Here is a 25,328-nt window from a genome sequence, read left to right on the forward strand (position 1 = left end):
ATATCTACATAAATTCTCTCTATATTTAAAAATATTTTAATTTTCTACATATTATTTTAATATAAACCTTTTTAAAGACTCAAAAAATAAGCTACCTTAGGTAATTTCCTTTATTACCTAAAGTAGCTTAAAATTCTACATATATTTTTCTAAAGTTTCAGCTCTATTATAAGATTTTTTTATTATCTCTTTTGGATAACCTATATGATCTAATAGCTTAATGGCATTACGTGTTTTAGATACCCCTCTTTTTAGCTTATAATCAAAATTTAACCCCTTACTATCTACTTTCTCACTAAAATAGAAGAAGTCATAATTTTCTTTAAGAATATCTGTAAGTTCTCTATCATGGGTTGCAACTATTGATATACTATCTTTGCTATTAATATATTTTAGTATTTCTGCAGAAGATGCTATTCTTTCAATTGGATTTGTACCTCTAAAGATTTCATCTATTGGACAGAATACTGGTAAATCTAACTCTAAGGCTTTAATTATTCTAAGTAATGCTTCAGCCTCAGCCATATAATAACTCTTTCCTAAAGTAACATCGTCACTTGGACTTATTGATGAAACTATATTAAATAAACACGCTTCATACTTTTTAGTTAATGTAAAATTAAATGTTTGTGCAAATATAATGTTAAGACCTATCATTCTTAAAAATGTTGATTTTCCTGCCATGTTTGTTCCTGTTAAAACAATTCCCCTTTTCTCAAAATTAATTGAATTAGGAACTGCATCTTTGATTAATGGATGTACACCATCTACTATATTAATACCAACTTTATCTACAAATTTAGGCTTAGTATACTTTCCTTTTATTTCTTCTTTATAAGATGCTATAGACATATAACTTTCTATTTCACCTATTAGATAATATAAATCTAAAATATACTCTCTCTTTTCCTCTAATAAGCTAGCAATTCTATAAAAAGCAGTTTCCTCTAATAAAAATGGAATAGTTAAAACTTCAAACACGCCACCAGCTGTATTAGCCAATTGAATCGGTCTAGTAGCACTATCAATCCCCTTTAATTCTTTTAATAACTCTTTAATTTCTTTATTGTAATTTTCAATTGCAGGGTGTTTTATCTCTTGAATTTTTTTTGCAGAGATTATAATATTTCTTAAATAAAGTAACCCTTGTGATTTAACATTTTTTCTTTCTTTATCATTAATAAATACATTAACCCATAATAATACAAATGTAGCTAAAAGTAAGGTAGGCTCTTTTAATAATATTGATAATATTATTGTTCCAAACATTAAAACTCTACCAAATAAAATATATAAGTAATACTTGGTTTTATTTTCCTCTAAAGATTCCACTATCATATCTAAGAATGTATTTTTTCTATCATATCCTAGTTTAAAATAAATCATTTGTAACTTTGTTCTTAAATCAGTAGATTTTCTTAATGTTTCAACTAATTCATCTCTTTCCTCTAATCTCTTCTTATCATGAAGTGGATTTCTAAGCATTTTATATAAAATTGCTTCTCCCGCACTACTATAAGTTCTATCAACCTTAGCAAAAACTTCATCCATATTAAAATCATCCCAAGTTTGATCATCTATTGTATATCCATCATGTTCTTCCATATCAAAGTAAGTTCTTATATGTTTAAAATTTCTTTTCTTTTTTCTTTCTTCACCAAAATCTTTTTCCATCATATCATAAAGACCTAAAAGTGAATCCATTATATTTTTCATTTTGCACCTCTTTTTATCCATTAAGTTTAATATGAACATTTAATTACTATTATACACTATATTCTTATTCTATTATATAAAAAGCAGCATAATATCCTAAAAAAATCTCCCTATAAGTCTAAATATAAATCTTAAAACTTATAGAGAGTATAAAAATAATTTTATTTTTCTATTTCATTATTTTTTATGTGTAAATCCATTTGTGGATAAGGTATACTAATCTCTTCTTCATCAAACTTAACTTTAACTGCTTCAAGTAAATCAAAATGTACTTTCCAATAATCACTATTATTAACCCAAGCTCTTACTACGAAATTAACAGCGCTATCTCCATGTGCAGAAAGTGCTATAAATGGTTCAGGGTCTTTTAAAATTAACTCATGTGCCTCTACAATGTTAGATAATACTCTCTTTACCTTAAGAACATCTTGTTCATATCCAACTCCAAAAGTTAAATCCACTCTTCTTAACTCTTTTGCTGAGTAATTTACAATGCTTCCATTTGCTAAATTACCATTTGGAACAAGTATAAGCTTATTATCTACAGTTGTCATATGTGTATAAAACATACCTATTCTTTCAATAGTACCTGAATGACCAGAACCTTCAATATAATCTCCAACATTAAATGGTCTTATTAATAATATTATTACTCCTCCTGCAAAATTAGATAAACTACCTTGTAATGCAAGCCCTATAGCAACCCCTGCAGATGCAACTAAAGCTGCTATTCCTGTTGTTTTAATTCCTACATAATCCAAGAATATATAAATTACTATCCCCTTTAACACTACTTCTACAAAAGTATCTAAGAATGAGCTTACTGTTGCATCCACATTTCTTTTCTCTAATGTTTTACTCATTATATTTACTACTTTTTTAGCAAGCTTCCACCCAATCCATAATAAAATTAATCCTATAATTAACTTTATTCCTTCTGTAGTTGCCCAATTAATAATTTTGTTTAAAAACTGTTCTAAATTCATATTTCTACAAAGTCCCTCCTAATTTTATTCATTATTTTATTATATACAGATTTACTTTTTTGTAAACTTAAATTAATTTAATTCATTTTTTATTATAAATTCCATTAAATTTCTCTTAATATTCTCTTAAGCTAATTTCAAAAAGAACATTTTAAGTATATAATATATTTGCTTCTTGTAATTTCTCAAGGTATCTTACCAGAAAGGAGTTATTATCGTATAATGAAATTTAATTTTAAAAATATACCTAAGTATTTATTAATCGTATTATACCCATTATTTTTATCAATTTTATTAGAATATAATATCTGTCAGAACTTTAATGACACATTAAAATTCTTAATAAAAAAACCTAACATATTATTATTTAATATTATTATTTGTACAATCTTATTTGCTGTGATTTTTCTTATATTTAAAAAATCTTACTTATCTATGACTATTCACGGAGGCATACTTTATATTCTCTCTTGTATTGAATATTTTAAATATAAAACTAGCGGCAGTCATTTGGTTATTAGTGATTTATTAATGACAAAAAACTTAAGTGACGTTGGAAAATTTGCTTCATTAAAAATTACTTACCCATTAATTCTTAACTTTATAATATTGGTCTTATATATTTTCTTAACTTATAAAAATAATTTAAATTTAAATTTTTCGCTAAAAAAACGTATTTGTAGTTGTGCTCTTATAAGTTTATTAATAACTGTAATGTTAGCAACATCTATTTCTGCAAGAATTTTTTCAATTTTTGAAATAGAAACTACAGCAGCCACTAATATATTAGAAAGTAATGAGCAATTTAGTGATATAGGATTTCTTCCTTATCTAACAAAGACTACATCAGAAAATTTAATGGATATCGTAGATCCACCGGAAAATTATAGCTATGATTCTATAAAAAATTTACTAACTAATAATGATACAAGTACAAGTTCTGAAACTACATATGAAAATACTCCTAATGTTATTTTTATTATGTCTGAATCATTTAGTGATTTTAGAGTTTTTGACTCTTTAGATATTGATAGTGATATTTACTCTGGATTTGATTCAGTTGGATCTGAAGGCTATGTTGGAAGTTGTGTAGTTCCAACCTTTGGAGGATATACTACAAGAACTGAGTTTGAATTGTTGACAGGCTTACCAACCTATGCTATTAATACACCTTCGGTTCCACAAAACTTATTGAAAAAGCAGGACATCATTGATACAATTCCTAGCTACTTTAAATCTCTTGGCTATAGTACATCATATATTCATCCTTTTAGTAAAACTTTTTATGATAGGGATACATTATATGCAGAATATGGATTTGATCAATTATATTTTGATGATAGCATGACAGTTGAAACTGAAAACTTTAGAAGATATATTTCTGACGAAAGTGTTTTTAATCAAATTAAAAGTGTTTTACAATCAAATGAAAGTCCAAGCTATATATTTGCTACTACTATGCAAAACCATCAACCATACTATGCTGAAACTGCTGAAGGAGCAGATCAATTATCATACTACTTAGCTGGTATTAAAGAAACTAGTAATCAATTAAGAGAATTTACAAACTGGTTAAAGGATTTTGATGAAGATGTATTGCTTGTTTTTGTTGGTGATCATTTTCCTTTTTTCACACCAGATGATGATGTTTATGATAGATTAGGTGTTTCTGATGACAATGCAGAATTAATTTATAATCAAAAGTATATATTATGGAATAATTACGATTCTACTATTTTTAATAAAGATATGGATACTATTTCTGCATTTTATATACCTTATGTTGTTACAGACTTAATCAATTCTAAAAATACTGATTTTATGAGAACTATGAAAAATTTAATGAAGGACTATCCACTTTACTCACCAAGTATCCAAAGCTCTGATACTCGAAATGAAGCCTTAGATTTGATTACTTACGATAGAGTTCTAGGTGAAAATTATAGTTCCGATAATAATAATAATAATAATAATAATAATAATAATAATAATAATAATTGAATTTACTAAACTTGAAATTTTGGCCCCCTTAATTTATATTATATCTGTATTATACATATGTATTTATAAATTAAGGGGGATATATTATGTTAGAACATATTTTTGATATATTACTTCCAATATTAATTCACATATTTGAGTTAATGGGAGTAATTGTATTAACAGTAGGCGCATTTACAGCATTTTATCACTATGTAAAATCTAAATTTGGTAAAGAAGGCTATTCATTAAAATATCAATTTGCAAACTCTATGATTACTGCACTTGAATTTAAACTTGCTGCTGAAATACTAAAAACTGTTTTAGTAAAAAGTCTTGATGAATTAATAATTTTAGGAGCTTTATTCCTAATAAGAGCCTTAATGACCTTTGTTTTAGAACGTGAAATTAAGGATAGTGAAAAAAATCATAAAAATTCTTTAGAATATTAGTAAAAAATTTGACTCTAAAATATTTTAATAATAAAAAATATTTTAGAGTCATTATAAATAAATTTATTTCAAATCAAATATTATATTTCCTTTATCATCATAAGCTAATTCTTTAACAAATGTATGTCTATTTGGATCGTATAGTGGATCTCCTACTATCTCTTTATAATTCCTTGCATGATATACTAATATATCCTTTTTACCATCTTCTGATACAGTAAAGCAACTATGTCCTGGTCCAAATATTTCCGCTTCTTCATCTGTCTTTAAAACTGGTTTTTCTGACTTATGCCATGAATTTTTATTTAATAAATCACTATTTTCATCAGCTATTAATACTCCCATACAATAATTATAATCAGTAGCACTTGCAGAATATGAAATAAATATCTTTCCATTTCTATTTAAGACTGCCGGTCCCTCATTAACTAAGAACCCAATCTTCTCCCAATCATATTCTGGTTCTGCAATCATTACCTGTTCACCTTCTATTGTCCAAGGATTCTTCATCTTTGCAATATATAAATTTGAATTTCCATATATATTGGGATCTTTTTGAGCCCAAACTAGGTATCTAACTCCTTTATGTTCAAATGTAGTTGAATCTAATGCGAAAGATTCCCAATTAGTTTTTAATTGTCCCTTTTCAATCCACTTTCCCTCTAATGGATTTTCACTTTCATTCTCTAATACAAACATTCTATGATCAAATAATCCTTCATTAGTTTCTGTAGTTCTAGCTGCTGCAAAATATACATACCATTTACCATCAATATAATGAATTTCAGGTGCCCATATATTTGCACTCAACATACCCTCATCATGTTTCCTCCAAATAGTTACCCCATCTGCTTCTGATAATCCATTTATTGTTTTTGCTCTTCTTATTTCAATCCTATCATATTCAGGTACCGAAGCTGAGAAGTAATAATATCCATCTGTATGCTTATATATCCATGGATCTGCTCTTTGTAATATAATAGGTTTTACTAATTCTTTAACTGTCATAACTCTCCCCCATATTTAATACCAAATTTATAATATCTTTTTACTATTTTTTTGCATACTCTATTTTCATTATTATATCTTGTGGATAGTCTCCAAAAGATTTTCCAAATATACTTATTCCACCTATATTTTTTGCATTTTCTTTTATACCGATTTTAACACTTACAAAATCATTATTTGTAATATTAAAATCACTAATCTTTTTATCTGATAACTTTACATCATCAATATAAGTCCCGTTCTCCTTAATTCTCCAATATTTTAATAAGCCGTATTGATTTATTGTATCTGGCCACCATTGTGGATTATTTCTACCACGCCTACCCCCAAAATCACCAGGACTAGTCCATGTTCCAACTTCTATATCGTTTATCCACATAGTTATATCTGATGGCCAATCATTTTTATAATGTGGAGCTTCTGAACACATTTCTATTGAGATTTCTAACATATTTATGTCTTTATTTTTTAATTCTTCATATGGAAATTTATATTCTATATATCCATTATAAAACCATAATAATTGGGCATTAACCTTTTCTGGATAATAGAAACTACTTGGCTTATCAAATCGTCCTATGCTACCCTTTTCACTAACCAACCCGCAAGATGGTAATATACAACAATCACTGTAATTCCCAATAGGCATATTTATATAAACACAGTTTTCTGATAAAGTATTTATACTATCATTTAAATTAATAATAATATTGCTACAAGCCTTACTACTTACCTTCATAGAACCTCTAATTCCTGGTTGTAACTCTGTAAGCACTAATCCAGCCTCTTCTAAAATCTTTATATTTAATGCTGTTGTTGATACTGGTAAATCTAAAGCTTCAGCAATTTCATTTACATTTAAGCACCCTCTATCTAATAACTGCAAAATATTTATTCTTGCTTCATTGGCTAATGCTTTTATAACGCTAAGCATCTCATTTTTATCACTATAACTTAGTTCTATCTCTTTTAACATTCTGCGACACTCCTTCTTGTAAATACCACTTTTTAATTTTTGATAATATTAATCTGCAAGTAAATTATAAAGCGATTAAAAAAACTACTATAGTACACTAATAATTGAAAATTTAAGATACTTAACGAATATATTAATATACCTTATATACTTTTCTCTAACCTAATTACATTGCAAGAAATTTTGCTTAATGTTGAAACTAATATCATCATTTAAATTTTTATTTACTATAAATATAGTATCAATTTCTTAATTATCTTAAGAAATTCATTCTACATCATTAGCATCTTTAAAATATATTGTACCATGTTTTTACGATGATATTGCTACTTGTAATTCTATTCCATTGTATTTGTATTTTTTTATTCTTTATCCTTTAACAGCTCCTGCTGTCATACCATCAATAAAGTACTTTTGGAAGCATAAGAAAATTATTAAAACTGGAATTACTGAGAAAAATGATCCTACTATTAATAAATCATAATTATTTCCATAAGGAGTTAATAATGTATTTAATCCTATTGGTAAAGTAAATTTAGTATCACTCTTTAAAACTAGTAAAGGCCATAATAAGTTATTCCATGCACCCATTGTATTTAAAATTGCCATTGCTGCAAAGGCTGGCTTCATAATTGGAATTATTATTCTAAAGAAAATACCATATTCTGATGCACCATCAATTCTTCCTGCATTAATTAAATCTCTTGGTATACCCGTTAAATATTGTCTAAAGAAGAATATAGTAGAAGCACTAGTTATTCCGGGCAGTATAATTCCTGTATAAGTATCTATTAATCCCATATCTATTATCTGACTATACATAGGTACCATTAATATTTCAAAAGGAACCATCATAACAAATAATACGCAAATAAACAAGAAATTTTTAAACTTAAAATCATACATTGAAAACCCATATCCAACTGCTGCACATACAAATAAAGTTATTATTACAGAAACAGCTGTTAAAAATAAGCTATTAAAAAACCATGTAAAATACTGATGATCTCCAGTAAATAAGAATATAAAATTATCTAGAGACATTTTATCTAGTTCAATCTTTAAATTTATTCCATAACGGATTAAATCGTTGCCTGGTTTAAATGATGAAATAACTAATATATAAAAAGGTATAATTATAATACAAGATAAAATAAGGAATAAAGCAAAAACTAATACTTGTAATGCCAAACGCTTTTTATTTCTAGTAGCTTTCTTTTTTACTGGTTTTTCTATATTTGTTGATACATTTAAATTAGCCATTACCTACTCCTCCTTTGAAAATGTTCCATTTAATTTTAATTGAATCATATTAATAGTCATTGCTATTATGAATAGTACGATACCAACTGCAGATGCATATCCCATTGCATTCTTTTCAATACCTTGTCTATACAAGTATCCTACAATTGTAAGTCCTATATTCTTTGGTGATGCATTTCCACCCCAAATCATATAACTCTCTGTAAACATCGCTAATCCAGCATATATTGAAATAGTCAATACATATACTATTGTTGGCTTTAATTGTGGAATTGTAATATAAATGAATTTTTGAACAGCATTTGCTCCATCTATATCTGCTGATTCATATAATTCATCTGGTATGTTCTTAAGACCTGATAGAAAATATAACATATTAACTCCTGTCCATCTCCAACACGCTAAAAGTAATAATGCAAAGAAACCTGTTCCTGCACTTTTTAACCATTTTATAGGCTCCATTCCAAAGAAACCTATAATAGAGTTCATTACTGCACTATCTAATTCACTAAATGCTAATCTAAATATTGTACCTGCAACAACTACAGATGTTAATGCTGGTAAATATAATGCAGATTTAAAGAACTCCCTTCCTTTAGCAAATTTACTATTTAAAACTGTTGCAAGTAACATAGGAATTGGAATAAGTAATATTAAAGTCCAAATCATATATTTCATACTGTTCATAATAGCTTTAATGAATACTTTATCACCTAATAATCTAGTATAATTATCAAATCCAATCCATTCTGTTATTCCTGGTAAAACTGATTGAAAACTCATTATTATAGTTCTTACCATAGGTGATATAAAAAACACTAAGAATATGATTATAAATGGTAATATAAATACATATGGTGCAACTTTTTTATTGTATATAAACCTTTTTACCATTGCTTTGCTCCCCTCGTATAAATTATGCAAAGTTCATCTAGAATGATGAACTCTGCACTTATATAATTTTATTTATTGAATAGCATTTTCTACTTCTTCTTGTGCATAATCTAATTCTTCATTTACATCTCCACCATCTTCAAATATACTATTCAAAGTAGTTGTACATAAAACTTCATTTACAGATGGTGTATTTTCAACAACTTTACATAATCCAATTTCATCTTTTATTTCATTTAATACATCAAATGGATTGTTTTTGAAATACTTAACATATTGATTTTCAGGATTATGAGTAACTTCTTCATTATCCCAAACAGTTGTGTTAACCGGATCAAATCCTAGTATTTCCCAAACCTTTATATTACCTTCTTCTGAAAGCTTAGCAAATGCTAAGAACTCTTTAGCTAAATCTGCATTTTCACACTCTTTAGTTACAACAGTACCAGTACCGCCTCCACCAACAGAACGATCTTGACCTTCTTCAAAAACAGGAGCTGGAGCTATAGCAATTTTACCTGATAACTCTGGCATATAGTTTATAAATCTTGACATAAACCACATTGGCATAATAGCACAAGCATAATTTCCATTGTTATATTCACCAAAAGCTTCTTCCATATCTGGTTGTCCACCTGCAATTGTAGCAATTGCATTGCTATCTTGAAGGTCTTTTAATGTTGATAATACTTTTTTCATTTCATCACTATTAAGTATTGGATTACCATCTTTATCTATATAATCACTTCCAAGTTCTGATAACATTAATGATTCAGTCCATAATGTACCTGTATCTGCAGTTCCTAAATATTTCCCTGTAGCTTCATAATACTTACTACCAGCTTCTTTAAAATCATCCCAAGTTTTTATTGTAGTATAATCAATTCCTGCAGCTTCTAATAACTCAGTATTATAGAATGCAACTGTTGCACCAACGTGTGTTGGTAATCCATATATATCTCCATCTTTACTATAAAGATTAAGTCTTGATTCAACTATTGAATCTTTATAAGGTTCAACAACATCATTTAATGTTTCTAATTGTGGCACACCTTTTAAGAAATTAGGGAATTGTCCAACTTCTATATCACATAAATCTGGGGCACCCTTTCCTGCTAATAATGAAGATTGTAATTTAGTATGCATATCTCCAAAAGGTAAAACTGTCATTTTTAAATTAATTGTTTTATCCGGATTTTGCTCATTCCATTCTTTAACCATTTCTTGATAGAATTGAGCATGTAATTCAACGAATGTCCACATTTCAAACTCAGTACCATTTTCATCCCCTACAGTTACTACTGTTGGCTCCTCTTCGGATGAATCTGATGTAGCTTCTTCAGATTCATTTGTTTCTCCTGAATCCCCTGTACTTTTATTAGATCCACACCCAACCATTAAACCCGTAGTTAATGATGTGGCTAACAAAAGTCCCATCAACCTCTTAAACGTTTTCATCTTGATCATAATATCCCTCCATAAATCCATATAAATATATTACAAAAGCATAAGCTTATGTAGACACCCAAATACTTCAATTCCCTTTTAAAAATAACTCTCTTTTATTTTATTTTTATTTTTTTGAATTATTACAATATTATTGTAACTAATTAATTACAGGATTGTCAATACATTTATGTATATTTATTACAATTTATTTTGAAATTTTTTTCACTTTTATGGATTAATCCTATATCCTTGTTTAAATTGTACTGACAATCTCTATTTTTTCTATTCTTTTTAATATACTTAGTATTTCATAATTGCTTTTTATTTCACTATTTTTCTTTAAAATTTGATATCATTATAAAATACTATTCTAACAAAAATTATCCACGATTTCTTTAATTTTATCGTGGATAATTTTCTACTCATTGATATTAATTATAATCTCATATATTTCTTATTTATATTAAACATTATAAATAAGAATTTATTTAAATTATAATATTAACTTTTTCTTTGATTTTTCTATTATTTTCTCAACTATAGGATCAAATAATTCAGCTACTTCTTCCTCTTCTTCAATTAATTCTATAGATCCATAATTAGTTATAGCTCTATGCATAGGTAATTCCCCTAATAGCTCTACATTCATATCTTTTAAGAACTTTTCAGTATTTTCTCCGTTAAATAATTTAATAGTTTTATCACAATCTGGGCATTTAATATAACTCATATTTTCTATTACCCCGAATATATCTATGTTCATTTTTCTAGCCATATTTATTGATTTAGAAACTATCATAGAAATCATATCTTGAGGAATAGAAACCATCACTACACCTTTTATAGGTATAGTTTGCATTACTGTTAATGGAACATCACCTGTTCCTGGTGGCATATCTATTATTAAGTAGTCTAATTCTCCCCAATATACTCCAGTCCAGAATTGTTTTACAACGCTAACTATAGCTGGCCCTCTCCAAATAACAGCTTCGTCTTCTTTTTCTACAACAAGATTTAAAGACATTACTTTAATTCCTTCACTACTTTCTACAGGAAAAATAAGAGTTTCTGTTCCTCTTGCTCTTTCCTCTTCTATATGAAGTAATCTTGGTATACTAGGTCCAGTTATATCAGCATCTAAAATTCCTACTCTATATCCTCTTTGAGCTAATTGTCTAGCCATCATAACAGACATTGTAGATTTTCCTACTCCGCCTTTACCACTCATTACAGCGATTATATTTTTTATTTTATTTTCTGGATTATTTTCAATTCCACACTGTGTTTCATCTTTTCCACATGATCCATGACTTGGACATGTACTACAGTTTCCCATTTACTTCACCTCATTTTATGTATCTTTTTATATTTATTTATCATAAGTTTATTCCTAATATTTGTCTTTGTCAAATATTAAAAAACTGCCTCCGGGGTAAATCCAATATATGGATTGACCCCGGAGGCAGACCCATTTATTTACAGAGATTGTTTTAACATATAGTCTTTCCAATCACCGTTGCTTATGTAAATGCTGTTCTTTTCAAAAACCTCTTTATCATTCATAGCATAATAATAAACATAACAGCTTTCCTTAGTTCCATCTGAAAGCTCAACATCCATTATTATCCTATTATACTCATTCCTATTATCATTTACTCCATAGTAATTTTCCATTTTATCCATTGGAATCATTACACTTTCAAAGTCATTTAAAGTCATTACTTCTCCTATTACCACATCATCACCTTCAATTAATGCTGGATACCCCTTATGTGGCATATGATATAATTTTCCTTTTACTTTTCCCTCTTGAGCATTTGATATTTTTCCTAATAAATATTTATTATAGTTAAAGAATCCAGTTCTCAAACTACCATAAACAAAGATTTTCTTTTGTTCTCTTGGTTCTAACATTTTAACAAATAGCTCCACCAACAGCCTTAATATCTTCTGAATTTTCTACTGCTGCTTTTATTGCTAATTCTAATCCTTTTGAAATATCAATTGTGCTCATAGATGGTTTTTCTGGTTTATCAACTACTTGTGATGGAATGTATGGAACATGTATGAATCCAGCTCTAATATTAGGGTACTTCTTATCTACTAAATATAATACTCCATACATCACATGGTTACATACGAAAGTTCCTGCTGTATTAGATACTGATGCAGGAATTCCATTATTTTTCATTTCATTAACCATTGCCTTTATTGGTAGATTTGAAAAATATGCTGCTTCACCATCTTCATATATAGTAATATCTAATGGTTGATTTCCTTCATTATCTTCAATTCTTGCATCATCTATATTTATTGCAACTCTTTCTGGTGTTATACCGAATCTACCACCAGCTTGCCCAATAGAAATAACTATATCTGGATTGTGAAGTTCTATTGCTTCCTCAATCTTTGCTAAAGATTTTCTAAATACTGTAGGAATTTCAAGCTTAATTATTTCAGCACCTGAAATAGTATCAGGTAATAATTTAACTGCTTCTAAAGCCGGATTTATTGGCTCTCCTCCAAATGGATCAAATCCTGTTATTAATACTTTCATATTTATCTTCTCCTTCGTTACTTTTCATACTTTAGTAAAGTTTAATCCTTTATTTGATTATGAATTATGAGATATTATCTATCTCATAAATGATTTAGATAATATCTCATATATATTATAACATATTAAATTAAAATGCTAAGAAGTACATTAACACAATATGAATAGCTAATAAAATTAAAGCTACAGGTGCTTGATGCTTGATTATTGAATTTTTATCTTCAATTTCAAGTAAAGCAGCTGGCATAATATTAAAGTTAGCTGCCATTGGTGTTAATAAAGTACCACAATAACCTGCTGTTAATGCTAAAGCTCCTGCTATAGCAACATTAGCACCTTGTGCGAATACAAAAGGTATACCTATACCAACTGTTATTACTGAGAATGCTGCAAAAGCATTTCCCATTATCATTGTAAATACTGCCATACCTATACAGTAAGCACTAACTCCTATAAATATATTTCCTTGTGGTAATACACTTGATATCCCTGAAGAAATTACATCACCAACTCCTGCTGCTGTAAATAAAGCACCAAGTGCTGCTAATAATTGAGGTAATATACTTACTGCTCCTACTGATTGAAGCATTCTATCTGATTCTTCAACTAAAACTCTTGGTTTTGCCTTAGTAATAATAAATGTAACTATCACTGCTATTACTGCTGCAACACCTATAGCTGCTGTTCCTGAAATTGGTGTAAACTGTGCAATTCCTAATGCAACTAAAGCTATAACTAATGATGGTATAAATACCTTAAGTCCTAATTTTTCTGCTTGTTCTTCTCCGAACTTCTCATCTAAAGCCTTAACAGTTCCTGGTTTAACTTGCTTAGTTAAAGTAAGTACTGCTATAACAACTAACATTGCTCCAACCACTACTGATGGTATATATGGTCCAAATACAAATATTACTCCAAGTAACGCCCAAAAGATAGCTGTTCCAATTTTAGCTTTATGATTTTTATCTCTTAATGTTAATACAGCTGTATTTAACATCATAATTCCAATTATTATGTAGAATATTTCTAATAACATATTAGAAATTGCTGTAAAATCCATATATCTCTTCTCCTTTGTAACTATTTATTCTTCTTCCCAAATTGTCTTTCTAATTGCTTGTCCAGTAATATATTTTGAATTAAAACTAATACAAAGGCAATTACTGCTACAGGAATTGATGCTTTTGCAATATCTAATCCTGTTGTTGCATATCCTAAATCACTTAAAGTATTAGCAATTAATAAAACTCCTGAACTTGCTAAGAAAAGATTTTGACCATAGAAATTACCATAGTTATCCATAGAAGCTGCTGCTGCTTTTATTTTAGCTTCTGTTTTTTCATCAAGCTTGCCATATTTACTTATTGCAGCACCTTGAGCCATTGGATTTATTAAAGGTCTAACAAATTGAGGATGTCCACTTATTCTTAATGACATAGCTCCAGCAATTTGTCTTATTAAACAATAAAGTGTTAACAGTTTTCCTGTTGAAAGATTTTTTACTTTCTTAATAAGTGAAACTGCTTTTTCTTTTAATCCATATCTTTCTGATATACCTATTACAGGTAATGTTAATATAAAAATTGTTATTAATCTTTGATTAACAAATGTTTGCCCAAGAATTGATAATATTTCAGTAATATCCATATGAGCTGCAAATCCTGTAGTAAGCGCTGATATTATTATTACAGCTATACTATCTAACTTTAATGCAAACCCTACTATTACCATTAATATTCCTATTAGTACCATTTTTGTTCCCTCCATTATACGTCTATATTATATTTATACCCTTTTTTTCTGCATTTGTCTACAAAAAAATTATACCAACAACTCTTCTTTGTACAATTTATATAATTTATTATCGTTTTCATTAACAAAATATTAATAATCTCCCCCTTTTGAACTCACTTTATTATATATATTTATTTTCAGATTATTCACCTTTTAATAAACATAACTTTTTTTTGCATAATTATTCACCCCTTTCATAATAATGATGTTCATAATAATCATCTTTTTTATCATAATATTGGAAATCTTTGTAGTTATTATAATAGTCATAATCATCAAAATAATAATGAAAATCATCTATTTTATTGATATCATTATTATTATTTAAATCATTATTTGGCACTATTTCATATTGTTTTGGACTAGTTTTATTAAAATAACCATCATAATATGATTTAGAATCTAGTATATAATAATCAAAATTAATTTTTGTTATACAGAAAAACAAAATAAAACTTATCCAACTTATAATTTCTTGTTTTTTCTTCATATTAATTTCCTCTACTTTCAATTAGATACTACATTTATTTTTAGCTATATTTTAAATTTTATTAACATAAAAAAAGCTATATCAAATTTAATAAAAAATTTTGATATAGCTCTCTTTAATTCTATTTTCCTTTATAAACTTCTATAAACGTATCTTTATAACCTTTACTTATTAATTCGGCTTTTCTAACTTCTGCATTTCTTTTTTCTTTAAAACTTCCTACTACACACCTATAGTATACTTCATTATTATTTAAACTATTACTAGTAATACTTATGCTTTTCCCTATTTGTAATAAACATCCCTTAACAATTGATTGTGCTATTTGTTCAAATTTAGAATCAAATATCTTGTTATCTGAAGTGTTATCTATAAATCCAACTTCTACTAATATTGCAGGAGATTTAGTTTCTCTTAAAACATGAAAATTAGAAATCTTTATTCCTCTATTAACAAACCCATTTTTAACTACTTTAGAATTAACTTTATTAGCTAATTGCTCTGCTATACCTCCATTAGCATATACATGTATTTCAAATCCCTTTACAATTTCTGGTTGATATGCATTTCTATGAATACTTATAAAATAGTCATAATCCCCATTATTTTCTTTATTACTTCTCTCAGCTAAACTTATAGTAGTATCTATAGACCTTGTATAATAAACATTTTCATTATTATTTTTTAATAATTCACCAACTCTTAAAGATAACTTAAGGACATCATCACATTCTCTTCTTCCTTTATAGGTAGCTCCTGAATCTACCCCTCCATGACCAGGATCTATTAACCATTTCGCCATATTGTATATACCTCCTTGAAAATTTATTTTTCAATATAAATATATACAAGTAACTACCCTTATTTATAAATTTATACCCAAAATTTATATAATATAGATTACTTAATAAGTATTTGTATTTTTCCTAATGACTTTTCCATTCCATTACTACTAACTCTAGTTATTATATATATTTCATAAAAATCCCCTAATATTTCAATATTATTCTCTTCTATATAATCCATAATAATATCGTAATATTTTCTTGTATCATTATAGTCATCATCAAAATTTAAGGTTAAATATCTTCCTCTTGGTAAGATAATTTTATCATACTCTGAAATATCCATTCTTCTAGTAAAATCTATTATTGTATTTCTATATGTTACTTTATTAAGTTCTTTAAGATCCTTGTATGAAATAACAAATCCTAACTCCTTATTAAAATAAGTATGTTTTTTTTCCACTTCCGCTAAAATTTTGCTTAAGTTTACCTCAAATTCTTCTGTAAATCTATTTGTATTATTATACTTAATAAAACTTCTCTCATCATAAAATTTTATAAATACTTTGTTTAATCCTTCATCTAATGAAACCTTTATACGCTCCTCTAGAAATGTAATATTATCTTTTATCTTATTTAACTCTTTTATTTTTTCATCTATAATTATCTTTTGCTTTCTTATAACATGTAAAACTGATTCTGGTGAAGTATAATTTTCTATTATACTCTTTATCTCATCTAAAGAGAGTCCCATAGCCTTACATTGTTTAATTAAATCTAATATTATAAAATCCTTAGCACTGTAATATCTATATCCTGTACTACTATTTATATATGAAGGCTTTAATAACCCCACTCTATCATAATGTCTTAAGGTTTCTACTGTGATATTATGTATTTTAGCCACTTCTCCAATAGAAAATTTAGATTTCATATATATTCCCTTTCTAAAACTCTTAATTTTTAATAATCTAAATGCAATTACTTCTCCACACCATCTATTTAATATTCAATAATACGGAAACTTTAAATATAGATTCATTATAATCATACTTTAACATCCCTTTATACTTATTTACTGTAATCCCAATATTTTCCAAGCCAACTCCATGAAACTTTTTATTCTTTTTCCAAGTTATAAATTCAACCCCATTTTTACTTATTTCCCCATCATAAGAATTTTCAATAGATACATACATATAATTTCCAGAAATATTACTCTTTAGATTTATAATTTTTTGAGAACTATTATTTAATTTTTCACAAGCTTCTATTGCATTATCAATAAGATTTGAAAATATAATACATAAATCAATATCAGTAATTTGAATCTCTTCTGGAAGCTTTATATCTAAATCTAACTTTATATTCTTTTGCTTACACTCTTCTATTAAATTACTTAATATAGAGTCTATTACTTTATTTTTAGTTACACTGTTCTTTTGCATATTTTTATATGTATCAGTTAACTCACTCATATAATCAATAGCTCTTTGATTTTCACCATTTTCAATAAGTCCTATAAGAATTCTCATATGATTACTTCTATCATGAATATATCTTTTAATTTCATCTTCACGCTTCTTTTCACTTTTATAATATTTCAATTTATATTGAAGCTGCTTATTTAATACATCTATATTTTTTTGTAATACTCTCTTATGTAACTCCTTTTCTTTTAACCTAAACATTACTATTATAATTAAAATGAATATAGAAATAACTAAAATAATAGATAAATATATATATATCTGTTGATTTAATCTAGCTATCGCTAAATCACTACTTATTTTATTTAAATTAATTTCATTTACTTTATTAATAAGATGATAATTGGGATTTTCTCTTATTAGTTGTATAGATAAAAATTTAAGTTTATCTAACCAATATTCTTCCACCTCTTTATTTCCTATATCTTTATTTAACTGTAATAATCTATCTATTACATATAAAATTTTACGTGATATATTTTTATCTAATAAAATATTATAAGCATATTCAAAATTTTCAATGGCACCATCTATATTATTTTGTTGACTTAATATTTCTCCTATTACAATAAATTTATCAACTGTATATAAATTTTCTTTTTCAATATCTATATTATTTAATAACTCTAAGGCCTTTTCATACTCTTCATTTTTATAATATGTAGTTGCTAGAAGTATATTAAGCTTTATATCTAACATATAATTATTACAATCTTCTAATTGAATCCTCTCATATGCTTTTTGTACATATTCCTCAACCTTATCAAATAAATTTTTTCCTTTATAATACTCTGCTATATTTGCATATGTATATGATGATATTTCAACATCATAATTTTCTAATATATTTTGTATTTCTTTAAAAGAAGTATCAGCCTCTTCATTCATATTAAATTCTTGTTCTGTTACAGCTTTAATACTTTTTACTTGAACTAACTGAGAAATGTAAATATTATCAAGCTTATTCTTATCATATAAATCCATTAATATAATATTTGATTTATTACTATATATATATGCCCACTCATAATCTCCCCTTTGTAAGTATAATTGAGCTATTAAGCACTCTACACTTCCAGCAAATGTCCACTCTTGTTGATCTATTAAAATTTTTTCACTTTCTATTGCAATATCTAATAATTCATCAAATTTATTAGATTCATATAAAAAATTAATCCTTGCTAGATATTCTTTTACTCTTTCTCTTTCAGATAAATTACTATCAATTTTTTTATCTAAAAAATTTAATATTTCATCATAATTTTCATTATATTCTTTATTTAATTTATTAATATATCTATATACATCTTTATTATCTAAATTTATTTTATCTACATAAACTAATAAAATACTTATAGATATTACAATTAAAGACAATATTAATAATAATTTTCTTTTCATTAATCTACTCCTTATATAAATTAATTTTAGTAATAGTATTTATTTATACTATAAATTATTTTTTATAATTTTTATACATTTTCTTTAATTATTAATATCAAATTTAATTTTTTATTGTATAATTAGTTTATATATATAAAAAGGGGAGGATATTATGATTGAAATCGCGGTATGCGATGATGATAAATTTACTGTTGATTATATAGTTAATACACTAACCCACATCAGTAAAAAAAATAATTTATATATAAATATACATACTTTCACATCTGGAATGGAATTTATTTCAAACTATAATCCTTCTAAAAGCTATGACATAATATTTTTAGATATATTATTAGACTCTCTTAATGGAATAGATATTGCAAAACATATAAGAGAAAATAATGATATAACAAAAATAATTTTCATAAGTAGTAGTAGTGAATATATACTTGATGGCTATGATGTAGAGGCTTCTAATTATCTAATAAAACCATTAGATTATGAAAAACTTAATAAAGTTTTTATTAAAGCAATAAAAAGCTTATATAATACTAACTCTAAACTTTTAAAAATAAATCAGGGTTCAAAAACTATAACTCTACCTTTATCTAAAGTTCTATATTTCGAAGTTTATAACCGAAAAGTAATTGCTATTTTAGATAATAGTACTATCGAATTTTATAGTAGACTTAGTGATATTGAAGTTCTTATAAGTAACTATAATTTTGTAAGATGTCACAGAAGCTATTTAGTAAACGTATGTAAAATTTCTCAACTTTCATCTTCTGAGATAACTCTTAATAACTTTGCTAAAATACCTATTGGGAAAAAATATATAAATAATGTAGAAAATGCATTTTTTAAATTTATAGATTCTATTTAAAATATAAAAAAAGCGTTAAAATAGTTTTTTCCTTAAAACTATTTTAACGCTTTTTTTACATATACTTTATCTTATCTTTAGTTCTCTTTAGTTTTATTTAGATAATAAATTTGCTTTTGAACTATTAATTTATCTATAATCTGACTTAATTGAATTACTTCATCTGCTATACCATGTTTATAATAAAGGTCACTTAAAATTATTCTTAATTCATTTAATACTTCATCCTCTAAATTTATCTCATCTCTTTTCTCTTTTACCATATACATATACATTTACTCCAATTCACATTTTCAAACAAATTCTCCTAATATATTCCTTTTGTTTAGCGATATTTATTCTATCATTTTAGACATTTCTATTCAATTATTTTGTATTCAAATATATATTTTTTGTTGTAAAACGTTGTAAAATATAAAAAAGTACCATAGTGATATATTAAAATTTTAATATATCACTATGGCTTAAATATAATTATTATATTTTTTAAACTTCTTCTATTACTCTAAATGTATATGATTTTATATTTCCTACTAATTTTATAGTTATGAAGGTTAAAGTTTCAGATACAATTGCACTTGCCCATATACCATTAATACCAAAGAATCTACCTAAAATAAATAAACATATTGGTAAATACACTATGGATCTTAATATACAACTTAAATTAGAATACTTAGGTATCTCAATTGCTTGGTAGTAAACTAAACTGTTTAAATTTAATCCTACAGCAAAATAACTTAAACATGCTATTTTTAGTGCATCATAAGCCATTTGTGCTATTTGTGTATCATTTGTAAATATAGATATTAATGAAGGTCCAAATACAAAACTTATAATAACAAAAACCCCTGTTATTATTATATTAGAAATTGATGTTATTCTAAAGAACCCTAACATTTTTTCTACATCTTTCTTTCCATAATTATAACTAACAAGTGGTTGAACTCCTAATGTAATTCCATATAAAACCATATATATATTAGTAGTTATATAATTTAATATACTATATGCTGAAACTCCCATTTCGCCTGCATATTTTACTAATGCTATATTATGAAGTAAAACTATTATAGAATAACTTCCTTGAGCAAAAAACGAAGGAAATCCGATAGTGCAAAATTCCTTTATTGTTTTAAATGACACTTTTACATTTCCAAAAGATAAATATCCTTTTTTCATAATAAAATGAGGTAATACTATACTTACTGTTACTATTTGTCCAAGTCCAGTTGCTATTGCCGCACCTTTGATTCCCATTCCTAATTGGAAAATAAATATATAATCTAAAATTATATTAGTAATAGCACCACTTATAGTAGATACCATTGCTAGCTTTGGTCTGCCATCATTTCTAACAAAACTATTTAAAACAATACCAACTAAGTTTGGTATACAGAATAATGCATAAAATCTTAAATACTCTACAGCTAATGGTTTTAATACTTCAGTTGCTCCTAACATACTTACTATTGGACTAGTAAATAATATACATACTATACTTATTATTAAACTAAATATTAATAAAGACTTAAAAACTTGTCTAAAAATATTAACTGCTTTTTTTACATTATTTGCCCCAATATTTTTAGAAACTAATGCTCCTCCTCCGATAGCAAACATGGAAGCTAAACCAAATAACATTACCGTAAATGGAAGAACTATATTAACTGCTGCTAATGCTGAATCTCCAACACCTTGTCCTACAAATATTCCATCTATTACTGTATATAATGAAGAAATAAACATTGCTAATGCTGATGGAATAGCATATTTAAAAAATTCTTTTTTCATACATATCTCCTTTAATTTTTAATCCTTTCAAATTATAAAGTCTTTTCTTACACAAGAGTCAATAGTTTTTATTATTTTTATATTTAAATAAAAAAGAAATTATCTAAAAACTTTTAAATAAATATAAAATTAATTATATTTATTCTATCTTTTAAGATAACTTCTTTTATTTATTAACATGGTAATATTATAGTAAACTTAGTTCCCTTTTGTAATTTACTTTCTAACTCTATATTTCCATTATGTAGTGTAACTATGTACTTAACTAATGTTAAGCCAATTCCACTACTACTTACTTTAGTACAATCCCCATTTTTCCCCTGTTCAAATCTATTAAATATGAATTTCTGATCTTCTTCTGATATTCCAATTCCAGAATCCTTTATAGAAATACTTACACTACTATTATTATCCTTAATAAATATCTCTATCTTTCCGCCTTCTGGGGTAAATTTAATTGCATTACCTATAACATTAACTATACATCTTTCTATTTCATTTGGATCACAAGATATATACTTCTCTTCTATTTCAGGATCAATAATTAACTCAATCCCCTTCTCCTCTATATAATCACTCATAGTTAAAGCAGTTTCTTCAACTAAATAAACTATATCAACATTATCCTCTTTATTTATTTTATAAGTTCCAGATTCTATTTTAGAGCTATCTATAATATCATTAATTATTTTTAATAAACTATTTGAACTTTTCTGTACAATTTCCATATAATGATTAAGTTTTTTTCTTGAAATATCCTTATCTTTATTTAATGAGTTTATTAACTGTACAGTTGACAAAATAATATTAATAGGTGTTCTTAGTTCATGAGATAAATTTACAAAATAATCATTTTTAAACTTTTCACATCTTATACTTTTTTCATATAATAATTGATTTTCTTTCATTTTTTCATTAATTTCTTTTGTTTGCTTTTTTACTAATGACTTTAATATTTTCATATTGTTCCAGAAATAAAATACAATAATACCTATTATAAATATATAAAAACAATATGCTATTTTTGTCTTCCACCAAGGCCTTTGTATAATTATTTTTATACTACTTTCACCTGTTAACTCCCCATTTTGCTGCATAGCTCTAACTTTAAATGTATATTTCCCAGGAGATAATACTGTATAATTTACATAACTAATATTACTAGAATATATCCACTCTTCATTTAAGCCTTCAAGTTTATATTCATATGTTATATCTGAACCTTCTGCATAATCTGCTAAAAAATATACAATAGTTATATTATTTTCATTATATTTAAGTGCAATATCATTTATCTCATCAAAATCTATTTTTTCGTTATTAACTCTAATACTACCGATAATAACTTTATCATCGGTATCATTTTTATTATTTTCTTTATCTAATTCATTAGGATTAAAATAAAAAATGCCTTCTGTAGTTACAAATAATAAATTTCCACTTTTTGATTTCCAAAAAGAGTTTAAATTAAATTTGCTTCCCTGAATACCATAGTATCTATTAAGGTTTGTAAATTTATTTTTCTTAGTATCAAATTTACATATCCCCTTATTAGTTCCAATCCAAATATCATCATTATCATCTATAACAATGGAATTAACATAATCATTTATCATTCCATCTGCTTCACTATATACACTAAATTTTTCAGTTGCAATATTAAATTTATTTAACCCTGAATTTGTCCCAATCCATAAGTTTCCTTCATCGTCACCATCTATGCAATTTATAACATCATAACTTATACAATTTTCTAAATCATTATTAACATAATTTTTTATTATTCCATCACTTTTATGAAATTTAATAAGTCCTGTATATTCTCCTCCTGCTAACCACAGTATATTTTCATCATATTTATCTTGAAATATATCTACTATTTTTATACACTCAAGTCCATAATCTTCAAACTCTTCTTTATAGGTTTTTATTTCGTTTCTATTAAGATCCAATCTAACAATTCCATTGTCAGTAGCCATCCAACAGTATTTATCATTATCAAATATTATTTTCTGTATACCCAAATAAATTTCATTGTCCAAACTTTCAACATACTGATTAGAAATTTTATTTTTATGTTTATTAATTATATCTATACCTTTATCAGTAACTACAACAATTTCTCCTGTTTTGAATTCAGTAATATATTTTATTGCATTACTAGAAATAGTATTTTCATAATTTTTATTGTAAGTATACTTTATTACTTTCTTTTCATCTACTAATATATTTATTAATCCATGATATTTAGTTCCTATCCATAAATCTCCTTCAGAATCTTCTATTATGGAATTAATATTTGTTTGCTCAATTTCATTTTCTTTTAATATTAAATTTATCTCATTATTAATTTGTTCAGTTATATTTAACTTACTTATACCATTATCTGTACCTATCCATAATAATCCATTACTATCTTCTAAAAGACAATTTATATTATTACCAACCAATGAGTTAACAGATTGCTTGTCAGTTTTATATAAAGTAGTTAAATTGCTTTCTTCATTATACTTTATTAACCCACTATAACTTGCAAACCATAAATCATTATTTTCATCACATAATATATAAGTAATATCACTATATATTTCTTCATCAATATCAATGTTAAAATTACTTAATATGTCTGCTTCATGATCATATTTATATATACCATTTTTAGTAGCAAACCATATATCCTCATTATTATCTACTTCTAAACTATAAATATAATCGTATTGCTCTTGCTCAAATTTACTTTTATATACTATACCAGTTCTTATATCTACTATACTGGCTCCACATTTACTTGCAATTACTATATATTCATCTTTTACCTCTTTAATATCTGTTATATAAGAATTAGTTAATACTCCTCCATTATATTCATCATAATATTTTATAAATATTTCATTTTCAGCATCATACTTATTTAGGCCATTTTCTGTTCCTATCCACATTATATTTTCACTATCTTTATAAATAGCAGTAACATTATAATGTGATATACCTTTTTCACTATTATCACATTTAATATTTCTTATTTCTTCTGTTTTACTATTAATAATGCTTAAACCACCGCGAGTACCTACCCATATATTTCCATTCTCATCTTCACATATTGTATTTATATAAGTCGATGCCAATCCATTACTATAATTATATTCGACTATATAGTTTCCATCATATTGATTTAAACCATCATCTGTTCCAATCCATATATATCCTCTAGAATCTTGAAAAATTGTCGTTATATAATTACTAGAAAGTTTATCTTTTATAGTCAAACTCTCAAAATTTATATTTTCGTTTTTAGGAACTAATGTATTAACCTTATCTACTTTTTTTGCAAATACTAAACTATAATTAAATATTACTATTACTAATGTAAGAGATATTACTAATAAAACATACCTCTTCACAAGTTTATTCATATAGTTCCCCCT

At 26.1% G+C, this 25,328-nt stretch carries 22 protein-coding genes; 3 read left to right on the forward strand and 19 right to left on the reverse strand.

Going from position 1 to position 25,328, the window contains the following annotated elements:
• Positions 1-135: 135 nt before the first annotated feature.
• Positions 136-1,704, reverse strand: a complete 1,569-nt coding sequence (locus EJJ37_RS04975; RefSeq protein WP_166484669.1) for a MutS-related protein — start codon at positions 1,702-1,704, stop codon at positions 136-138.
• A gap of 173 nt (positions 1,705-1,877) precedes the next feature.
• Positions 1,878-2,702, reverse strand: a complete 825-nt coding sequence (locus tag EJJ37_RS04980) for a mechanosensitive ion channel family protein (protein WP_133014492.1) — start codon at positions 2,700-2,702, stop codon at positions 1,878-1,880.
• Between the two features lie 531 nt (positions 2,703-3,233).
• Between EJJ37_RS04980 and EJJ37_RS04985 the strand changes: the two genes are divergently transcribed.
• Together EJJ37_RS04985 and EJJ37_RS04990 are read left to right on the forward strand one after the other, a co-directional pair.
• Positions 3,234-4,703, forward strand: coding sequence for an LTA synthase family protein (locus EJJ37_RS04985; RefSeq protein WP_166484664.1), 1,470 nt, complete (start codon positions 3,234-3,236; stop codon positions 4,701-4,703).
• Positions 4,704-4,789: 86 nt separating this feature from the next.
• Positions 4,790-5,134, forward strand: coding sequence for a DUF1622 domain-containing protein (locus EJJ37_RS04990; protein ID WP_133014494.1), 345 nt, complete (start codon positions 4,790-4,792; stop codon positions 5,132-5,134).
• A 63-nt stretch (positions 5,135-5,197) separates the two neighbouring features.
• Here EJJ37_RS04990 and EJJ37_RS04995 read toward each other — a convergent pair whose 3' ends face one another.
• The 14 genes from EJJ37_RS04995 to EJJ37_RS05060 all read right to left on the reverse strand — a co-directional run bounded on the left by EJJ37_RS04995 (position 5,198) and on the right by EJJ37_RS05060 (position 19,241).
• Positions 5,198-6,142 (reverse strand): glycoside hydrolase family 43 protein, encoded by a 945-nt coding sequence (locus EJJ37_RS04995; protein WP_133014495.1) that lies wholly within the window; start codon positions 6,140-6,142, stop codon positions 5,198-5,200.
• A 43-nt stretch (positions 6,143-6,185) separates the two neighbouring features.
• A complete protein-coding gene (locus EJJ37_RS05000) occupies positions 6,186-7,118 on the reverse strand; it encodes an ArsR/SmtB family transcription factor (protein ID WP_133014496.1) in 933 nt (310 codons plus the stop codon).
• Positions 7,119-7,487: 369 nt separating this feature from the next.
• Positions 7,488-8,381: a carbohydrate ABC transporter permease gene (locus EJJ37_RS05005; RefSeq protein WP_133014497.1), complete on the reverse strand. Its 894-nt coding sequence runs from the start codon at positions 8,379-8,381 to the stop codon at positions 7,488-7,490.
• A 3-nt stretch (positions 8,382-8,384) separates the two neighbouring features.
• On the reverse strand, positions 8,385-9,275 hold the full coding sequence (locus EJJ37_RS05010; RefSeq protein WP_133014498.1) for a carbohydrate ABC transporter permease: 891 nt from the start codon (positions 9,273-9,275) through the stop codon (positions 8,385-8,387).
• A 72-nt stretch (positions 9,276-9,347) separates the two neighbouring features.
• The gene (locus tag EJJ37_RS05015) at positions 9,348-10,742 is read right to left on the reverse strand and encodes an ABC transporter substrate-binding protein (protein ID WP_133014499.1); all 1,395 of its coding nucleotides are present in this window, start codon (positions 10,740-10,742) and stop codon (positions 9,348-9,350) included.
• A 475-nt stretch (positions 10,743-11,217) separates the two neighbouring features.
• Positions 11,218-12,060 carry an Mrp/NBP35 family ATP-binding protein gene (locus tag EJJ37_RS05020; RefSeq protein WP_133014500.1) on the reverse strand — a complete coding sequence of 281 codons (843 nt, stop codon included), beginning with the start codon at positions 12,058-12,060 and terminating at the stop codon, positions 11,218-11,220.
• 140 nt (positions 12,061-12,200) lie between these two features.
• Entirely contained in the window at positions 12,201-12,638 is a 438-nt protein-coding gene (locus EJJ37_RS05025) for a gamma-glutamylcyclotransferase family protein (RefSeq protein ID WP_133014501.1), read from the reverse strand.
• A gap of 1 nt (position 12,639) precedes the next feature.
• A complete protein-coding gene (gene pcp / locus EJJ37_RS05030) occupies positions 12,640-13,281 on the reverse strand; it encodes a pyroglutamyl-peptidase I (protein WP_133014502.1) in 642 nt (213 codons plus the stop codon).
• Between the two features lie 130 nt (positions 13,282-13,411).
• Complete coding sequence (locus tag EJJ37_RS05035) at positions 13,412-14,341, reverse strand: DUF979 domain-containing protein (protein WP_133014503.1); 930 nt, start codon at positions 14,339-14,341, stop codon at positions 13,412-13,414.
• Between the two features lie 20 nt (positions 14,342-14,361).
• The gene (locus tag EJJ37_RS05040; protein ID WP_133014504.1) at positions 14,362-15,033 is read right to left on the reverse strand and encodes a DUF969 domain-containing protein; all 672 of its coding nucleotides are present in this window, start codon (positions 15,031-15,033) and stop codon (positions 14,362-14,364) included.
• Between the two features lie 223 nt (positions 15,034-15,256).
• Positions 15,257-15,565 (reverse strand): hypothetical protein, encoded by a 309-nt coding sequence (locus tag EJJ37_RS05045; protein ID WP_133014505.1) that lies wholly within the window; start codon positions 15,563-15,565, stop codon positions 15,257-15,259.
• Between the two features lie 121 nt (positions 15,566-15,686).
• Positions 15,687-16,367 (reverse strand): N-acetylmuramoyl-L-alanine amidase family protein, encoded by a 681-nt coding sequence (locus tag EJJ37_RS05050; RefSeq protein ID WP_133014506.1) that lies wholly within the window; start codon positions 16,365-16,367, stop codon positions 15,687-15,689.
• A gap of 98 nt (positions 16,368-16,465) precedes the next feature.
• Complete coding sequence (locus tag EJJ37_RS05055; protein WP_133014507.1) at positions 16,466-17,284, reverse strand: MerR family transcriptional regulator; 819 nt, start codon at positions 17,282-17,284, stop codon at positions 16,466-16,468.
• A 64-nt stretch (positions 17,285-17,348) separates the two neighbouring features.
• Positions 17,349-19,241: a sensor histidine kinase gene (locus EJJ37_RS05060; RefSeq protein ID WP_133014508.1), complete on the reverse strand. Its 1,893-nt coding sequence runs from the start codon at positions 19,239-19,241 to the stop codon at positions 17,349-17,351.
• A gap of 154 nt (positions 19,242-19,395) precedes the next feature.
• On the opposite strand from EJJ37_RS05060, the gene EJJ37_RS05065 reads away from it, so the two are divergent.
• Positions 19,396-20,109: a LytR/AlgR family response regulator transcription factor gene (locus EJJ37_RS05065; protein ID WP_133014509.1), complete on the forward strand. Its 714-nt coding sequence runs from the start codon at positions 19,396-19,398 to the stop codon at positions 20,107-20,109.
• Positions 20,110-20,186: 77 nt separating this feature from the next.
• Here EJJ37_RS05065 and EJJ37_RS05070 read toward each other — a convergent pair whose 3' ends face one another.
• The 3 genes from EJJ37_RS05070 to EJJ37_RS05080 form a co-directional block, all read right to left on the reverse strand.
• Positions 20,187-20,378: a Spo0E family sporulation regulatory protein-aspartic acid phosphatase gene (locus EJJ37_RS05070; protein WP_226891356.1), complete on the reverse strand. Its 192-nt coding sequence runs from the start codon at positions 20,376-20,378 to the stop codon at positions 20,187-20,189.
• Between the two features lie 217 nt (positions 20,379-20,595).
• Positions 20,596-21,903 (reverse strand): MATE family efflux transporter, encoded by a 1,308-nt coding sequence (locus tag EJJ37_RS05075; protein WP_133014510.1) that lies wholly within the window; start codon positions 21,901-21,903, stop codon positions 20,596-20,598.
• Positions 21,904-22,076: 173 nt separating this feature from the next.
• Positions 22,077-25,316 (reverse strand): ligand-binding sensor domain-containing protein, encoded by a 3,240-nt coding sequence (locus EJJ37_RS05080; protein ID WP_133014511.1) that lies wholly within the window; start codon positions 25,314-25,316, stop codon positions 22,077-22,079.
• Between the last annotated feature and the right edge of the window lie 12 nt (positions 25,317-25,328).

This window comes from Clostridium cuniculi (assembly GCF_004353185.1).
GTDB lineage: Bacteria > Bacillota > Clostridia > Clostridiales > Clostridiaceae > Clostridium > Clostridium cuniculi.

Excerpts from the sequence above, each read along its gene's own strand:
- EJJ37_RS04975 (WP_166484669.1), bottom strand. The coding sequence starts at position 1,704 with ATGGATTCACTTTTAGGTCTTTATGATATGATGGAAAAAGATTTTGGT.
- EJJ37_RS04980 (WP_133014492.1), bottom strand. The coding sequence starts at position 2,702 with ATGAATTTAGAACAGTTTTTAAACAAAATTATTAATTGGGCAACTACA.
- EJJ37_RS04985 (WP_166484664.1), top strand. The coding sequence starts at position 3,234 with ATGACAAAAAACTTAAGTGACGTTGGAAAATTTGCTTCATTAAAAATT.
- EJJ37_RS04990 (WP_133014494.1), top strand. The coding sequence starts at position 4,790 with ATGTTAGAACATATTTTTGATATATTACTTCCAATATTAATTCACATA.
- EJJ37_RS04995 (WP_133014495.1), bottom strand. The coding sequence starts at position 6,142 with ATGACAGTTAAAGAATTAGTAAAACCTATTATATTACAAAGAGCAGAT.
- EJJ37_RS05000 (WP_133014496.1), bottom strand. The coding sequence starts at position 7,118 with ATGTTAAAAGAGATAGAACTAAGTTATAGTGATAAAAATGAGATGCTT.
- EJJ37_RS05005 (WP_133014497.1), bottom strand. The coding sequence starts at position 8,381 with ATGGCTAATTTAAATGTATCAACAAATATAGAAAAACCAGTAAAAAAG.
- EJJ37_RS05010 (WP_133014498.1), bottom strand. The coding sequence starts at position 9,275 with ATGGTAAAAAGGTTTATATACAATAAAAAAGTTGCACCATATGTATTT.
- EJJ37_RS05015 (WP_133014499.1), bottom strand. The coding sequence starts at position 10,742 with ATGATCAAGATGAAAACGTTTAAGAGGTTGATGGGACTTTTGTTAGCC.
- EJJ37_RS05020 (WP_133014500.1), bottom strand. The coding sequence starts at position 12,060 with ATGGGAAACTGTAGTACATGTCCAAGTCATGGATCATGTGGAAAAGAT.
- EJJ37_RS05025 (WP_133014501.1), bottom strand. The coding sequence starts at position 12,638 with ATGTTAGAACCAAGAGAACAAAAGAAAATCTTTGTTTATGGTAGTTTG.
- pcp (WP_133014502.1), bottom strand. The coding sequence starts at position 13,281 with ATGAAAGTATTAATAACAGGATTTGATCCATTTGGAGGAGAGCCAATA.
- EJJ37_RS05035 (WP_133014503.1), bottom strand. The coding sequence starts at position 14,341 with ATGGATTTTACAGCAATTTCTAATATGTTATTAGAAATATTCTACATA.
- EJJ37_RS05040 (WP_133014504.1), bottom strand. The coding sequence starts at position 15,033 with ATGGTACTAATAGGAATATTAATGGTAATAGTAGGGTTTGCATTAAAG.
- EJJ37_RS05045 (WP_133014505.1), bottom strand. The coding sequence starts at position 15,565 with ATGAAGAAAAAACAAGAAATTATAAGTTGGATAAGTTTTATTTTGTTT.
- EJJ37_RS05050 (WP_133014506.1), bottom strand. The coding sequence starts at position 16,367 with ATGGCGAAATGGTTAATAGATCCTGGTCATGGAGGGGTAGATTCAGGA.
- EJJ37_RS05055 (WP_133014507.1), bottom strand. The coding sequence starts at position 17,284 with ATGAAATCTAAATTTTCTATTGGAGAAGTGGCTAAAATACATAATATC.
- EJJ37_RS05060 (WP_133014508.1), bottom strand. The coding sequence starts at position 19,241 with ATGAAAAGAAAATTATTATTAATATTGTCTTTAATTGTAATATCTATA.
- EJJ37_RS05065 (WP_133014509.1), top strand. The coding sequence starts at position 19,396 with ATGATTGAAATCGCGGTATGCGATGATGATAAATTTACTGTTGATTAT.
- EJJ37_RS05070 (WP_226891356.1), bottom strand. The coding sequence starts at position 20,378 with ATGTATATGGTAAAAGAGAAAAGAGATGAGATAAATTTAGAGGATGAA.
- EJJ37_RS05075 (WP_133014510.1), bottom strand. The coding sequence starts at position 21,903 with ATGAAAAAAGAATTTTTTAAATATGCTATTCCATCAGCATTAGCAATG.
- EJJ37_RS05080 (WP_133014511.1), bottom strand. The coding sequence starts at position 25,316 with ATGAATAAACTTGTGAAGAGGTATGTTTTATTAGTAATATCTCTTACA.